The organism is Rhizobium sophoriradicis (assembly GCF_025200795.1).
In the GTDB taxonomy this organism is placed as follows: Bacteria; Pseudomonadota; Alphaproteobacteria; order Rhizobiales; family Rhizobiaceae; genus Rhizobium; species Rhizobium sophoriradicis.
The window spans coordinates 140,525-155,277 of sequence record NZ_CP104154.1 but is presented as its reverse complement, the minus strand read 5'-3'; the positions used below and the strand labels follow the sequence as shown (position 1 = coordinate 155,277).

Annotated in this window: 12 protein-coding genes and 1 pseudogene; 12 read left to right on the top strand and 1 reads right to left on the bottom strand. The window is 60.9% G+C overall.

Features of this window, described 5'->3' with window-relative positions; all coding sequences use genetic code 11:
- Nucleotides 1-230 precede the first annotated feature (230 nt).
- Nucleotides 231-959, top strand: a complete 729-nt coding sequence (locus N2597_RS26295; protein ID WP_183601959.1) for a Crp/Fnr family transcriptional regulator — start codon at nucleotides 231-233, stop codon at nucleotides 957-959.
- 412 nt (nucleotides 960-1,371) lie between these two features.
- Here N2597_RS26295 and N2597_RS26290 read toward each other — a convergent pair whose 3' ends face one another.
- The gene (locus N2597_RS26290) at nucleotides 1,372-1,632 is read right to left on the bottom strand and encodes a hypothetical protein (RefSeq protein WP_009996590.1); all 261 of its coding nucleotides are present in this window, start codon (nucleotides 1,630-1,632) and stop codon (nucleotides 1,372-1,374) included.
- Between the two features lie 226 nt (nucleotides 1,633-1,858).
- Here N2597_RS26290 and N2597_RS26285 point away from each other — a divergent pair, with 226 nt between their 5' ends.
- From N2597_RS26285 to N2597_RS26235, 11 genes and pseudogenes are all read left to right on the top strand, one after another.
- Nucleotides 1,859-2,617 carry a FadR/GntR family transcriptional regulator gene (locus N2597_RS26285; protein WP_009996592.1) on the top strand — a complete coding sequence of 253 codons (759 nt, stop codon included), beginning with the start codon at nucleotides 1,859-1,861 and terminating at the stop codon, nucleotides 2,615-2,617.
- Nucleotides 2,618-2,638: 21 nt separating this feature from the next.
- On the top strand, nucleotides 2,639-3,613 hold the full coding sequence (locus tag N2597_RS26280) for a sialic acid TRAP transporter substrate-binding protein SiaP (RefSeq protein WP_096770034.1): 975 nt from the start codon (nucleotides 2,639-2,641) through the stop codon (nucleotides 3,611-3,613).
- A gap of 246 nt (nucleotides 3,614-3,859) precedes the next feature.
- The gene (locus N2597_RS26275; RefSeq protein ID WP_040112020.1) at nucleotides 3,860-4,432 is read left to right on the top strand and encodes a TRAP transporter small permease; all 573 of its coding nucleotides are present in this window, start codon (nucleotides 3,860-3,862) and stop codon (nucleotides 4,430-4,432) included.
- Nucleotides 4,433-4,436: 4 nt separating this feature from the next.
- Entirely contained in the window at nucleotides 4,437-5,843 is a 1,407-nt protein-coding gene (locus N2597_RS26270) for a TRAP transporter large permease (RefSeq protein ID WP_040112021.1), read from the top strand.
- A 10-nt stretch (nucleotides 5,844-5,853) separates the two neighbouring features.
- Nucleotides 5,854-6,888: an L-idonate 5-dehydrogenase gene (locus N2597_RS26265; RefSeq protein ID WP_183602191.1), complete on the top strand. Its 1,035-nt coding sequence runs from the start codon at nucleotides 5,854-5,856 to the stop codon at nucleotides 6,886-6,888.
- A 178-nt stretch (nucleotides 6,889-7,066) separates the two neighbouring features.
- The gene (locus N2597_RS26260; RefSeq protein ID WP_183601961.1) at nucleotides 7,067-8,239 is read left to right on the top strand and encodes a helix-turn-helix domain-containing protein; all 1,173 of its coding nucleotides are present in this window, start codon (nucleotides 7,067-7,069) and stop codon (nucleotides 8,237-8,239) included.
- A 94-nt stretch (nucleotides 8,240-8,333) separates the two neighbouring features.
- The gene (locus N2597_RS26255) at nucleotides 8,334-8,738 is read left to right on the top strand and encodes a response regulator (protein WP_096762447.1); all 405 of its coding nucleotides are present in this window, start codon (nucleotides 8,334-8,336) and stop codon (nucleotides 8,736-8,738) included.
- A gap of 26 nt (nucleotides 8,739-8,764) precedes the next feature.
- Entirely contained in the window at nucleotides 8,765-9,157 is a 393-nt protein-coding gene (locus tag N2597_RS26250) for a response regulator (protein ID WP_183601963.1), read from the top strand.
- Between the two features lie 132 nt (nucleotides 9,158-9,289).
- Entirely contained in the window at nucleotides 9,290-10,312 is a 1,023-nt protein-coding gene (locus N2597_RS26245) for a chemotaxis protein CheB (protein ID WP_183601965.1), read from the top strand.
- 64 nt (nucleotides 10,313-10,376) lie between these two features.
- Nucleotides 10,377-14,349, top strand: a pseudogene (locus tag N2597_RS26240) (CheR family methyltransferase).
- Nucleotides 14,342-14,725 carry a response regulator gene (locus tag N2597_RS26235; protein ID WP_183601967.1) on the top strand — a complete coding sequence of 128 codons (384 nt, stop codon included), beginning with the start codon at nucleotides 14,342-14,344 and terminating at the stop codon, nucleotides 14,723-14,725. The pseudogene N2597_RS26240 and the gene N2597_RS26235 overlap by 8 nt, the downstream one beginning before the upstream one ends.
- Nucleotides 14,726-14,753 lie beyond the last annotated feature (28 nt).

Here is a 14,753-nt window from a genome sequence, read left to right as displayed (position 1 = left end):
AGCACTCCCGGAATTCCATTCCGTTACATTAGCACCTGCGACGGCAGTTTCGGTCCGACGTGCGCTTGCGTACAAAAGCCTTGGGTCTGCGCAACCTGCTCGACGATGCAGGCTGCGCCAGGCGGCTTGCAATCTCTCCTCCCGGGGTCCATAATTGCTGGCATCTTCAGCAGATTTTATGGCGCTGGCGGCTAAGAGCGATGTGCTCTTGCCAAGCAAGGGACAGGGCCATGCGATGCACCCAAAATCTCATCCTATCGCATTTGACGGATACCGAGTTTCTGGCCTTCGAGACGATCCTCGAGCCGCTCATCCTGCCGCGCGACCTCGATCTCGTTCATACCGGCATGCCGGTCAGTCATTATTACTTTCTGGAAAACGGTATAGCCTCCGTGGTGGCGACATCTGCCGCGGGCAGGAGCGCGGAGATCGGCCTTGTCGGCAGGGACGGCGTGTCGCCGCCAGCCCTTATCATGGAAGGGAATAGCTTCCCTTTCCAGGTCACGATGCAGGTCGCCGGCCATGGACGTCGCGTCGAAACCGCTGCCTTGGCAGGATTTCTGCGTGAGAACCCCGCGGTCTTGCCGCTGCTCTCGCATTTTTTCCATAACTTCTTCGCGCAGGTCGCCCACACCGCGCTCTCCAACGCCGTTCACAAGATCGACGTGCGATTGGCGAAGTGGATCCTGATGTGCAATGATCGTCTGAACGGCGCGGAGATTGCCATTACTCATGAGCATCTCGCGACGGTGCTTGGCGTCAGGCGGTCGAGCGTTACCGATGCCTTACACATCCTGGAAGGCGAGCATCTCATTTATTCCACCCGCGGCCTGGTGATCATCCGCAACCGCCGGGCCCTCGAAGCTTTCGCGGCCGATGCCTATGACCTCCCAGGCGTCTCTGGCTCCGCTTCACCCGAAATCGCCCGACCGCCCCGCGCACGAGCCGCCGCCCACTGATGGGCCTCCTGCCGTCGCCGCCGCGCTTGCCATTCCTTGTAAGGCCTCAGCATCTGGCCTGGGAAACGCCTTTCGATGGCGCTTTCGGTGAGAACGATCTTGGCGAAGGTCTCGTCTGTTAAAGAGGATCGGCCCGATCCTTGGCTACGCATTTCCAGTTTTGCCATCAGGCGGAAAAGCTCTTCGTCCGTCATTGATTTGAGCGCTGCGGCGAACGCACGCTCCTGAATAACCGCAAAACCCGCCATGGTGCACCTCCTGCCGATAGTGGCGAGCCCGCTCGCCGTGTTGGGCGGGCGGCCCTAAAGCGGCGTCGCGATCTTTCGGATTCGCTTCTCGCGCTTTAGCTCTTTGTTTTCACGCATGTCGTTGTCGCAAAACCGCTGCACGCTTTTGCGCGAACATGCTTTAGTCACCTTCCCGGCAGATCCTTTTCAGTCGTCGCGGCCGCCGGAAGCCTGTTTTGCGAGCCCTCCCTATCGGAGGCACGCAGGGGCGCCGTCGGGGCGGTGGCGACATAGACACCCACTCCCAGGGCGCCGATGGCAACCACGAAAGCGCCGGCAATGGCAGCGATCGAACGCCGGCCATCCTGCTTGATCATTCCGAAGCAGAGAGCAACGCCCAGAAGGGCCGCTCCTCCCGCCACCGCAAAAAGCCAGAGATAATTCATCGTCATGCTCCCAAATCGGCTACCAAAACACTGGATGGCCGCGAAGGTTCCCAGCACTCAGCAACCACCCGCAGACCCGGTCAGAGCGACCTGCGTCCACAGCAGCATTCGTGTTTCGCGTTTATGCGGCGTATTGACGCACAACCCGAGGAATGGTATCGAGGCGTTAATTGGTCAGGCCAGTTGACCAACCGCGGCTGGAGGAGAAGCCGCCTGGGAGACCGTGATGTTTTCGCCAGTGGAATCACGCCGCCTTTATCGCCAGGTAGCGGATCAGATTCGTTTGATGATCGCGAGCGGCGAGCTTGCCGTCGGCCAGCGGCTGCCGGCCGAGCGCGATCTGGCGGAGCAATTGTCCGTATCACGCCCGACGGTGCGCGAGGCGCTGATCGTCCTGGAAGTCGAAGGCCTCATCAACATCCGCATGGGATCCGGCATCTATGTGGTGCGCCAGCATAGCGCCAATGCCGCGGCAAGCGAACGCGAGCCGGTGGAGGGACCTTTCGAATTGCTGCAGGCGCGCGCCATCATCGAATGTGCCATTGCCGAGGAAGCGGCGGGCTGCGCCAAGCCGGACGGCATCGCCGTGTTGGACGAGGCGCTGATGCGCATGAGCGGCGGCGTCAATGATGCGAGCGCGGTGCTTGCCGCCGACCGTGCCTTCCACACCGGCATTGCCGCCATCGTCGGCAATGCGACGCTGATCCGGGTGACGGGCGAAATGTTCGACATGCGCATGACCCCTTATTTCGCCAGGCTCGCCAGCCATTTCGAGGGGCCGACGACATGGCGCAGCGCTCTCGACGAACATCGGGCCATTCGCGATGCGATCGCCGCCGGCGATGCGGCGGGCGCAAAGGCCGCTATGCGCACCCATCTTACCATGTCACAGAAGAGGTTTTCCGAGAGCTTCGGGGAGGAGTTTTCGGGAGAGGAGAAGCGCGGCTCCGCTAAGGGGCGCGCGAAAGGAACCGTCAAGACTTAACCGAGCTCGGAGGAGAGAGCGATGAAGAGCAGACTGGCAACAATACTTTGCACCGCAGCCGCGATTATGGCGAGCACGGCGATCGCCCACGCCCAGACCGTGCTGAAATGGGCGCATGTCTATGAAACGTCCGAGCCCTTCCACACCGATTCCGTCTGGGCCTCGGAGGAGATCGCCAAGCGCACCGACGGACGCTACAAGATCGAGGTCTATCCGGCCTCGCAGCTCGGCAAGGAAGCCGACATCAACCAGGGCCTCAAGCTCGGCACCGTGGACATCATCATATCGGGGTCGAGTTTTGCGGCGCGCGACTATAAGCCGATCGGTGTCACCTACTTCCCCTATATCTTCCGCAGCCCCGATCACCTGATCGCCTATACGAAGAGCGACGTCTTCAAGCGCCTCGCCAAGGGTTATGAAGACAAGACCGGCAACCACATCGCCGCCGTCAGCTACTACGGCACGCGCCATACGACCTCGAACAAGCCGATCGCCAAATGCGCTGATATGCAGGGCCTGAAGATCCGCGTGCCCGACGTTCCGGCCTATCTCGCCATGCCGCGTGCCTGCGGCGCCAACACGACGCCAATCGCCTTTGCCGAAGTCTATCTTGCTCTGCAGAACGGCACCGTCGAGGCGCAGGAAAACCCGCTGACGACGATCGAGGCGAAGAAGTTCTTCGAAGTCCAGAAGAACATCATTCTCACCGGCCATATCGTCGACCACCTGAACACGGTGATCTCCAAGCAGCTGTGGGCGAAGCTCTCCGACGAGGACAAGAAGATCTTCGGTGAGGTGATGCAGCAGGCGGCAGAGCGCACCACCAAGACAATCGCCGGCAAGGAGAACAGCCTCGTCGCAACCTTCAAGGAAAAGGGCCTGAATGTCGCCGAAGTCGATAAGTCCGACTTCGAGAAGACTGTGATGGAGAAGGTCAAGTTCGAGGACTTCGGCTACGAGAAGTCCGACTGGGAAGCCATTCGGGCGATCCAGTAAAAGCTCGTCAGCGATGCCCCTCACCCTAACCCTCTCCCCGTTTTGACGGGGAGAGGGGACGTGCCCTGCGAAACGTTGGCGAGGGACGGAGACGTTGCCGCATATCCCCTTCGCCCCGTTTACGGGGAGAAGGTGCCGGCAGGCGGATGAGGGGCCACGCCTCCAGCAAAGAACAAGGCTTATCGACAAATTAAAGGTCGCGCCGCCCGCGCCGCGCCATTCTCCCCAACAGGAACAAGGCCGATCATGTCGCAAGAAATTCACACGCCAATCACGGCCGAGGAAATCGGCCACGAATTCGAAGGGCACGCGCCGACTGCAAATGTCGCGGATTATGCCATCGAGGACTGGATCACGTTGATCGTCTTCTGGCTGATGACAGCTTGCGTCTTCCTGCAGTTCTTCACGCGTTATGTGCTGAACGACAGTTACGCCTGGACCGAGGAAATCGCCATCAACTGCCTGATCGGCGTCGTCTTCCTGGGGTCCGCCATGTGCGTGCGCATGTCGCGGCACATTCAGGTGGATGTGTTCTATCACTATATGCCGGCGGGCCTGGCGCGCGTGCTCGCGACCTTCGTCGATATCGTCCGCATCGGCTTCTTCGCCTATGGCTGCTATCTGATGTGGCGTTACGTCGAGATCGTCGCCGACGAGCAGATGGTCACCATCGAGCTGCCGCGCAATATCGTCTTTTACTCCGTCCTTGTTGCCTTCGTACTGATGCTGATCCGCGCGGTCATCGTCTTCATCGCCAATATGCGCCGCGGCTACTCCGTCCTGGAGCGGCCGGAAGAATTCCAGACCGTCGAAGGGTAATCCCATGTTGCTGCTGCTTGGTTCGTTTCTGCTGCTGATGCTTGTCGGCGTGCCTGTGGCCATTTCGATGGCCGTCGCATCCGTGCTCTATATCGTACTTTACGGCATCGCCCCTGACATAATCGTCGCCCAGCGCATGATCGCCGGTGTCGAAAGCTTCCCGCTTCTGGCCGTGCCCTTCTTTATCCTCGCCGGCAATCTGATGAACTCGGCGGGCGTCACCGGCCGCATCTATTCCTTCGCCGTCGCGCTCGTCGGCTGGATGAAGGGCGGGCTGGCGCAGGTCAACATCATCGGCTCGGTCATTTTCTCCGGCATGTCGGGCACCGCACTTGCCGATGCGGCCGGGATCGGCACGATCGAGATCAAGGCGATGAAGGATCACGGCTATCCGGTCGAAGCGGCGGTCGGCGTGACGGCGGCGTCGGCCACGCTCGGCCCGATCTTCCCGCCATCGCTGCCTTTCGTCATCTACGGCATGATGGCCAATGTCTCGATCGGCGCTCTGTTCATGGCCGGCGTTCTGCCCGGCGTCGTCATGACGCTGCTGATGATGATCACCGTCGCCGCCTTTGCCTATTACAAGCGCTGGGGCTCGGACGCACCCTTCGACGTCAGGCAGTTGCTGTCGGCCGGATTGGAGATCCTCGTCGTGCTGATGGTGCCCGTGGCGATCTATCTGATGATGCGGGCTGGGCTGTCGATGAATGCGGCCACGGGCATCGCCCTTCTCGTGCTTCTGGCGCTCGACTGGTATTTCGCCTTTTCCGCCGTCATGGCGCTGATGACCCCGGTGATCCTGATCGGCGGCATGACGATGGGCTGGTTCACGCCGACCGAAGCCGCGGTCGCCGCCGTGCTCTGGTCGCTGTTCCTCGGCCTGGTGCGCTACCGCACCATGACGTTCTCGACGCTCGCCAAGGCCAGCTTCGATACGATCGAGACGACGGCATCCGTTCTCTTCATCGTCACCGCGGCTTCCGTCTTCGCATGGCTGCTGACGGTCAGCCAGGCCGCACAGCTGCTTTCCGATGCGATCCTGTCGATCACAGACAATAAATGGGTGTTCCTCATCCTCGTGAACCTGCTGATGCTTTTCGTCGGCTGCTTCCTGGATACGATCGCCGCAATAACGATCCTCGTGCCGATCCTGCTGCCGATTGTCGCCAGGTTCGGTATCGATCCGGTTCAGTTCGGCCTGATCATGACGCTGAACCTGATGATCGGCCTGTTGCATCCGCCGCTCGGCATGGTGCTGTTCGTGCTGTCCAGAGTCGCGAAACTCTCGGTCGAACGCACCACCATGGCGATCCTTCCCTGGCTGGTGCCGCTTTTCCTCGCATTGATCCTGATCACCTTCATCCCGGCCGTATCGCTCTGGCTGCCGCAGCAACTCGGACTGTTGAGATAGGAGAGCCATGATGCGGACACGTCTGGCACGGCTTTACCAAAAGGGCGATCTCAGGGTGGAGACCGACACCGTTCCGGCTGCCGGCCCAGGCGAGGTGCTGCTGAAAATGGCAGCCGCAGGCATCTGCGGCTCCGACCTGCATTATTATCAGGATGGCGGCTTCGGACCGATCCGGGTGCGCGAGCCGATCATTCCGGGTCACGAGGCATCGGGAATCGTCGAGAGGGCAGGGGAGGGGGCAGACCTGAAACCCGGGACGCTGGTGGCGGTCAACCCCAGCCAGCCCTGCGGCCAATGCGAATATTGCGGGAAGGGACTGCCGATCCACTGCCTCGACATGCGTTTCATGGGCAGCGCGATGCGCCTACCGCATGAGCAGGGCATGTTCCGGGAATGGCTGGTGGTGCCGGCCAGGCAGTGCTTCGCAGTCGGAGCGGCGACGACGGCCGGGGAAGCCGCCTGCAGCGAGCCCTTGGCCGTTTGCCTGCACGCGGCATCGCGTGCGGGAGAGATCTCGGGCAAGCGCGTCCTCGTCACAGGCGCCGGCCCGATCGGCTGCCTGATGGTTGCCGCCGCCCGCTATCACAGCGCGGCCGAAATCGTCGTGACCGATCTGGCCGACGCGGCACTGGAGAGAGCAGAGGCGATGGGGGCGAGCCGGACGATCAATGTGTCTCGAGAGGGTGCGGCGCTTGCCGAATTCGAGACGGGGAAGGGCTATTTCGATCTCGTCTTCGAATGCTCGGCCGCCGCGCCCGCCATCCGCAGCGCCATTGCCGCCATCAGGCCGCGCGGCACGATCGTGCAGGTCGGTGTCACGGGAGAGATTCCGGTCCCGCTCAACGCCATCGTCGGCAAGGAACTCCATATCCATGGCACGCAGCGGTTCCACGAGGAATTCGCCGCCGCCGTCGCGCTGATCTCAAGTCGCGAGATCGACGTGCGGCCAATCATCAGTCACAGCCTGCCCCTCGAAGAGGCCGACGCCGCTTTCATCCTTGCCGGCGACCGTACGGCTGCTTGCAAGGTGCAGCTGACCTTATAGAGCACGGAAGTTTTCGCGGGCGACGACATGGCGCAAAAGCGCGGCGCGCTCGGGGAGCCTCAGCTTATTGAGGCTATCGGCGAACCTAGGGTCGATGGTCGGTCGTGCCGCTTCGGAACAGGTGCGCAACGCGAACGTTTCCAGTATAAATCGACATGGTGCTGGGAGACAGATCCGCATGAATACGGCTTTTGACAAACCTCGGGGAAGGGTTGTCCTGGTCGTCGAGGATGACTATGTGCTGGCGAGTGATCTCGCTTCCAACCTGAGCGAAATCGGCGTCAAGATTGTCGGCCCTGCCCCCAACGTCGAGCAGGCACTGAAATATATTGATGATTCGTCCCAAATCGACGTTGCCATTTTGGACATTAATCTGGCCGGAACCATGGTATTTCCGGTTGCCGACGAGCTATCAAGGCGCAATATCCCCTTCTTCTTTGCAACCGGCTACAGCCGAGACGTTGTTCCTCCGCGTTTTGCCGATCGCATTTTCGTGAAAAAGCCGTTGGACAAGAGCGCGGTTTACGATGCGCTTTCCGACTGCCGGCGCTCAATTGAAAAGGCGGCGGGTGGCCAAAAGAACTTGATCCTTTCGATGCTTTCTCGACGCGAAAGCGAGATCATCCGGCCACATCTGAAGCCGGTGCAGCTGATCCAAGGTGAGGTCCTCGAGCAGCAGTTTGCAGAAATAACAACGGTGTCCTTCATCGAAACCGGTGTCGTTTCCCTTGTCGCCGCGTCTCTCGATGGCAGACAGGTCGAAGCCGGCCTGATCGGACGTGAAGGCGTGACCGGTGCCGGGTTGTTGGAGGGCGACTGGCGAACGCCTTACAACCTTATGGTGCAGATCGAAGGAACCGCGCAGCGCATCGACGTCGATAGTTTCCTTCGTCTTACGCACCGAGCCCCGCAGTTGCGCTCTCTTTCACATTCCTTTTCGCGAGCGCTCGGAATTCAAATCAGCTACACCGCCTTGGCCAACGGACGATACTCCATAGAACAGAGACTGGCGCGTTGGTTGCTGATGCTTCTCGACCGAACAGACAACCCGGTGCTGCATCTGACTCACGAATACATGTCCTTCATGCTCGGCGTCAGGCGCTCCGGCGTGACGGGCGCGCTCCACGTCCTGGAGGGCGAGAAGCTCATCAGGTCCGTACGAGGGAAGGTCATCATTGTGGACCGGGCCGGACTCATTCTCAAAGCTCACGGCTCCTACGGCATTCCGGAAGCTGAGTACGAGCGCCTGATGGGATTCCCGTTAAACGGTGCAAGGAGCGCTGGGAAAAACACCGTCAATCACGCGCCCATTTTCGCACCCCCCATACGCGGGCAAAAAGGACGCGAATAGATTCTGTCATGGCCGGAACCTTGTGAAGCTATTATCCGTTCGACGGCGCAACTTTCGCCCGCAGCGGGAGTTCGGCATGCGAAGGAGCTGGATCATGCAAAGACCATTTTCGTTCGCGGGGCGATTCTACCTGGTCGTCGAAGACGAGTACCTCGCCGCTTCCAGCATGGTCATGGCGCTGGAGGACGCAGGAGCCGAAGTCGCCGGGCCTGTATCTAATGTCGCCGGCGCTTTGAAGCTCGTCTCTGAGCGCGCGTCCGAACTTGATGCCGCAATTCTCGACATCAACTTGCGTGGGATAATGGCCCACCCGGTGGCCGAGAGGCTTGCCGAGCAAGGAATCCCCTTCGTTGTCGTCACGGGTTACGACTGCGATTCCGTGCCCGAGCCATTCAGCATGATGCCCTGTCTCAACAAACCCTGCGATGAACAAGAGCTGCTGACGGTCCTGGCTGGTCTGCCGGTACGGCAGCCGCCCGGAGTCCGCCGCTCTATTTGACCTCCGGTCCGATTGGAAAGAACCCAGTGGAAAAAGGCAATTACACGAAACTCTTCTCGGGGAAGCGTATCCTGATCGTTGAGGACGAGTATTTTCTTGCCGACGAGACCCGCCGGCAATTGGAGGATTTCGGCGCGACCGTCATTGGCCCTGCGGCGAATGTTGGCCGCGCGCTTGACCTCATCAATCGCGAACGCGTCGATGCGGCGATCCTGGACGTCTTTCTTGGCGACGAGCTGGTATTTGCTGTCTCCGATGAACTGGAGGAACGAGAAATCAATTTTGTCTTTGCGACCGGCTACGACCCGTCACACATCCCCGCAAAGTATCGAGGGTGTGCTCTCTGCGAGAAACCGACCGAGCTCGAAAAGATCGCCGTCGCGCTCTTTGGCCGGGCAGGGTCCCAGCCTCTGAATTGATCACCCCAGCCGGGCTCCGGGAATCTGCAGCTTTCGGCGGTGCATGCAGCAACGAGCGGAGCGATTCCGGGTGCCCGGCGGAACCAAGAGGGCTCGTCGGTTGTTGAACCTGATCAGGAAAGGTCAAAATCTATGTCTTCCAGCGCGACCAAGGATATCATTGCGATTGGCGGGTCGGCAGGGAGCAGTGCTGTCTTGAAAACCCTGGTCGCTGATTTGCCCGCCGACCTTCCTGCAAGCGTCTTCGTCAGTACCCATATTCCCGCGAATTCTCCGGGCTTTCTGCCGGAGATCCTATCGGTACGGTCCAAGCTTCCGGTAACGCAGGCGATCGACGGGCAGCCGATCGAGCGGGGCCACATCTATCTCGCTGCACCCGATCGCCACTTGTTGCTCATGGGCGAGACGATCAAGTTCGGTGCCGGCCCCCGGGAAAACATGGTCCGGCCGTCGATCGATCCCATGTTTCGCTCTGCTGCCCTGTCTTTCGGCCCACGGGTGGTCGGGCTCGTGCTGACCGGGATGCTGAACGACGGAGCGGCAGGATTGCACGCGATCAAAACCAATGGGGGGACGACCGTAGTGCAGCACCCGCTCGACGCGGAGGCAGACCAGATGCCCTTGGCGGCGCTTGAGGCAGTGGAGGTCGATCATGTGGCCCCTGCGGCTGACCTTGGCAAGCTCCTCGCCGGCATCGCAGGAAGCGATGCCGGGCCGGCTTGCGGTTCGCCATCGGACGGTCTGCGGCTGGAAGTCGATATTGCGGCTGGCGCACGACTTGGCAGTGCCGAACTTCGCAAGATCGCCTCTCCGACTGCCCTAACCTGTCCCGACTGTCACGGCGTGCTTTCCGAGGTTCGCGGCTCGCAGCCGCTGCGATTTCGCTGTCAGATCGGCCACGCCTATACCGCCGACGCGCTTGTCGCGCATATCGATGAGCTCGACGCGGCGATCAGGATTGCCATGCGAGTGATGGAGGAGCGGCTGACGCTGGTGGAGCGGATGGCGCGGGACGCGCGCGACACCGGCCGCACCGCCGTCGCCGAGCTCTACGAGGCAAGGGCTGTCGAGTACAAGCAGTATTCGGAGACCTTGCGGCAAGCTGCCCTGACGTCTCTGCGCCTCGGTCGCGCATCGCGTTTCCAAGATAGCTGATAAAGTTGTATCTTTCTGCTGTGCCGAACGTCTAGAGTCGGCGCAGCAGAGGCATGGATCGATGATGGCGTACGACGAACAGCAAAGCATGGAGCAGCAGGCAAGCGCGCCTGACCAGGGCCGCCACGAACAGCCGGTCGTGATCGTCGGCATAGCGGTGTGTGCGCAATCTGTTAGCTCACTCGAACAGATATTCTCGCAGATCAACCTAGACCTCGGTGCATCCTACCTTGTGGCGGTGCGTCAGGAAGGGGTCGATGCCGCTGCCGTTCTTGATATGCTCGGGCGGCAGGATCGACTGGCGGTGACGGTCGCAGTCGATGGAGAGCGGATTGTTCCAAATCATATCTACATCGGCGGGTCGGACGATATGATGACCCTCGAAGACGGTCACATCCGCATTCGGCCGGCTTCGGAGCCGATCGGCCATCGAGGCACGATCGACACGATGTTGATCTCACTCGCGGAGCATGCCCAGGAGCGTGCCATTGCCGTAGTCCTCAGGGGGCTCGAGAGTGACGGAACAGCCGGTGTGGCGGCGACCAAGAAATTTGGCGGCCTGTCGATTGTGGAGTCAGGCGAAGGCGCCGATGGTGGATCTCCCGAGGAAGGGGGAGGGGCGTTGGCAATTGCCGACCTGCGCCTGCCGGCACAGGGGATTGCAACGCATATCTCGCTATACGCCGGCAATGTGACCGAGGAAGAAGACGCTGGTCTCGATGACGAACCGCCAAGCGCGATCGAGGCGCAGATCACGCAGATTGCCACCATTCTCCGCAATGTCACCAGCCATGACTTCCACGGATACAAGCGCGGCACCTTCACGCGGCGCGTTCAGCGACGCATGCAGGTGCTGCAGATCGGCAGCATCGAGGCCTATATCGAGCGGCTGCGCGCCAGCCGCGACGAGGTCCAGAACCTTTTCCAGGACCTTTTGATCGGCGTGACGCAGTTCTTCAGGGATCCGGCCGAGTTCGAAGCGCTTGAGCGCGAGATTCCTAGGCTGTTCGAAGGCAAGGAGCCGGGAGACCAGTTGCGCGTCTGGGTGCTCGGTTGCGCCACCGGCGAGGAGGCCTACTCGATCGCCATGCTGCTACGCGAGCATATGGCCACCATGGATTACCCCCCGGATGTGCAGATATTCGCGACCGATCTTGACGCGCGCGCGCTGGGGATCGCGCGTGGCGGCCGCTATTCCGCGGCAATAACCTCACAGGTACCGCCCGAACGGCTGGCCCGCTGGTTCGTGCGTGAAGGCGACACCTATTGCGTCGTCAGGAATTGCGGGAAATGTGCATCTTCTCGCCGCACAACATCGTCAAGGATGCGCCATTCTCGCGCATCGACATCCTGTCTTGCCGGAACCTGCTGATCTATCTCGACAGTGAGCTGCAAAACCGGGTGATCCCGATCTTCCACTTTGCCCTCAGGCCAAGCGGCATCCTGTTTTTGGGTTCTTCGGAAAACGTCACCCGCCACGCCAAGCTTTTTGCACCCGTCGACCGCAAAAATCGGCTGTTTCGAAGGCTGGAAACGGCCACTCGCATTATTCCCGATTTCCCGCTCAGTCCGCGCCCGCGCAGCCCCGACCATCCGCTTTCGGCACCGGCTCCGATGCTGCAGACCGGGCGGCTGTCGGCTACGATCAGCCGGCAGGCGGAGGTCGTCGCCGAACGCTTCGCCCCCGCCTATGTGGTCGTCGATTCGCATTACGACGTGTTGCATTTCTCCGGACGCACAGGCCGCTATCTCGAACCGGCGTCGGGGACGGCGACGCTCAACCTGTTGAGCCTTGCCCATCGCGACCTCCGACTCGACATGCGTTCGGCCCTGCAGCGTGCGACGACGGAAGCCGTCAAGGTCGAGGTGCCACGGGTGCTGCTGCGCCAGGATGACCGCACCTACGCCGTTAACATCATCGTCGAACCGCTCGGCAGCGGCGACGTCACCTCGCTGATCGTCCTGTTTCAAGACGCGGGGCAGGTGGCCGAAGGCACTGCGCCCGATGGCGGAAGGCTGACGAGCGAAGAGCATGTCCAACGTCTCGAGACCGATCTGCGTGTCACTCGTGACCGGTTGCAGGCGACGATCGAGGAGCTGGAATCGACAAACGAGGAGCTCAAATCCTCCAACGAAGAATATCAGTCGATCAACGAAGAGCTGCAGTCGGCCAATGAGGAGATGGAAACCTCGAAGGAAGAGCTGCAGTCGGTCAACGAAGAACTGCAGACGGTCAACGGCGAGCTTGCCCACCGTGTTACCGAACTTGACCGGACCAATTCCGACTTGAAGAACCTCCTCGAGGCAACGCAGATCGCCACCGTTTTCCTCGACAACGATCTGCGCGTCAGGAGCTTTACCCCGGCCGCGACCGAAATATTCCATCTGCTCGACACTGATGTCGGCCGGCCGCTCGACCATGTCGTCTCTCGCGTCGCCTATCCGGAACTGCTGGACGATGTTCGCCTCGTTCTCAGAACGCTTGTGCCTACTGACCGAAAAGTCAGCGACCCCACCAACAATCGGCACTACGCCGCACGCGCCCTGCCTTACCGCAGTGTCGACAATTATATTAGCGGTGCTGTCGTCACCTTCACCGACCTGACCGCCACTTACGAGGCTGAAGTTGCGCTTCGACGCAGTGAGGAGCGCCTGCAGCGAGTCCTGGAGACGGATGCGGTCGGCGTTATTTTTCTCAATCAGGATGGCGTCATATTCGACGCCAACGAAGTCTTCCTGAAGATGTCGGGTTACACCCGCTCGCAAATGGAGCGCGGCGACCTGCACTGGCGCCGGCTGACCCCAGAGGAGCACCACGCCGAGAGCGAGGCCCAGATGGAGGTTCTGCAAGAAACGGGCAAAATCGGCCCCTATGAGAAGGAGTATTTTCTCGCCGATGGGACGCGTCGCTGGATGTTGTTTGCCGGCCGCGACCTTGGCGACGGCACGGTCGCCGAGTTCTGCATCGACATCTCGGCCCGAAAACAGGCGCAGGCAGCTCTGCGGCAGGGGGAGGAGCAGTTCCGCCTGTTCGGCGAAGCCTCCACCGACGTATTGTGGATCCGCGATGCGGAGACGCTGCAATGGGTCTATCTGACGCCGGCCTTCGAGACCATCTATGGTGTCGACCGCGAGCAGGCGATGACCGGCAACAATTTCCGAAGCTGGGCGGAACTGATCATTCCCGAAGATCGGAACAGGCGCTCTCCGAGATCGGCCGGGTGCGGAATGGCGAGCGCGTCGAATTCGAGTACCGCATCAGGCGCGCCTCTGACCACGAGATCCGCTGGTTGCGGAACGCGGATTTCCCGCTTTTCGGGGAGGAAGGAAACGTCAAGCAGATCGGCGGTATCGGCCGCGATATTACCGAGGAAAAAGCCTCTGCCGAGCGGATGAAGGTTCTCGTCGCCGAGCTTCAGCACCGCACGCGTAACCTGATGGCCGTCGTCCGGTCGATGGCCGAAAAGACCATGCGCACCAGCACCGATCTGGCCGACTTCCACGAAAGGTTCCGGGATCGTCTGGACGTGTTGGCTCGAGTGCAGGGCCTCTTGTCGCGGCTGCAGGAAGGCGATCGCATAACCTTCGACCAGCTCATCCGCTCTGAACTGGCCGCGCATGGCACGCTGGAAGGCGAAAACAGCCGGATAAGCCTGCAAGGTCCTGATGGCGTCAGGCTTCGTTCCACGACCGTGCAGACAATGGCATTGGCCATGCACGAACTCGGCACCAACGCGGCCAAATATGGAGCGCTCAGCCAGGCCCGGGCGCATCTGGCCATCACCTGGCGCGTCGAGCAATCCGGCGAAGGCGGCAAGCCATGGCTGCATGTCGAATGGCAGGAAAGCGGGGTGAAAATGCCACCCGCGGATTCCGGGCCGCAAGGGGGTGGTCAGGGCCGCGAACTGATAGAGCGAGCGCTGCCTTATCAGCTCGATGCGAAGACGTCCTACGTTCTCGGTGAGGACGGGGTTCATTGCACGATCGCAATTCCGGTTTCTCTCAGCAATCTGATCGAGGCCGAAGCCTATGGCTGAAGGGCTGCTGCGCGGACGCCGCGTGCTCATCGTCGAGGACGAGTTCATGTTGGCGGAGGACATGTCCCAGCAACTCGCCGAAGCGGGTGCGCTCGTGCTGGGACCGGCGCAATCTCTTGAGCGCGCATTCGAGCTGCTGACCGCAGCCGATGTCCTCGACGCAGCGGTCCTGGACGTCAATCTTCATGGAAAGCAGGTGTATCCGATTGCCGACACGCTTGTGGAACGCCATGTTCCTTTCGTGTTCACCACCGGCTACGACGCCTCGACGTTACCAGCAAGGTTCAAGTCGATGAGCTGCTATGCCAAGCCCGTCGACATGTCGCGGCTGATAGAAACGCTGCAAGCGGCAATCGCCGCCGCACACCAGTCATAATCCCATGTCCACTATCGTCGGACAAATT

Coding starts and splice junctions, on each gene's coding strand:
- N2597_RS26295 (WP_183601959.1), top strand. CDS start 231: ATGCGATGCACCCAAAATCTCATCCTATCGCATTTGACGGATACCGAG.
- N2597_RS26290 (WP_009996590.1), bottom strand. CDS start 1,632: ATGAATTATCTCTGGCTTTTTGCGGTGGCGGGAGGAGCGGCCCTTCTG.
- N2597_RS26285 (WP_009996592.1), top strand. CDS start 1,859: ATGTTTTCGCCAGTGGAATCACGCCGCCTTTATCGCCAGGTAGCGGAT.
- N2597_RS26280 (WP_096770034.1), top strand. CDS start 2,639: ATGAAGAGCAGACTGGCAACAATACTTTGCACCGCAGCCGCGATTATG.
- N2597_RS26275 (WP_040112020.1), top strand. CDS start 3,860: ATGTCGCAAGAAATTCACACGCCAATCACGGCCGAGGAAATCGGCCAC.
- N2597_RS26270 (WP_040112021.1), top strand. CDS start 4,437: ATGTTGCTGCTGCTTGGTTCGTTTCTGCTGCTGATGCTTGTCGGCGTG.
- N2597_RS26265 (WP_183602191.1), top strand. CDS start 5,854: ATGCGGACACGTCTGGCACGGCTTTACCAAAAGGGCGATCTCAGGGTG.
- N2597_RS26260 (WP_183601961.1), top strand. CDS start 7,067: ATGAATACGGCTTTTGACAAACCTCGGGGAAGGGTTGTCCTGGTCGTC.
- N2597_RS26255 (WP_096762447.1), top strand. CDS start 8,334: ATGCAAAGACCATTTTCGTTCGCGGGGCGATTCTACCTGGTCGTCGAA.
- N2597_RS26245 (WP_183601965.1), top strand. CDS start 9,290: ATGTCTTCCAGCGCGACCAAGGATATCATTGCGATTGGCGGGTCGGCA.
- N2597_RS26235 (WP_183601967.1), top strand. CDS start 14,342: ATGGCTGAAGGGCTGCTGCGCGGACGCCGCGTGCTCATCGTCGAGGAC.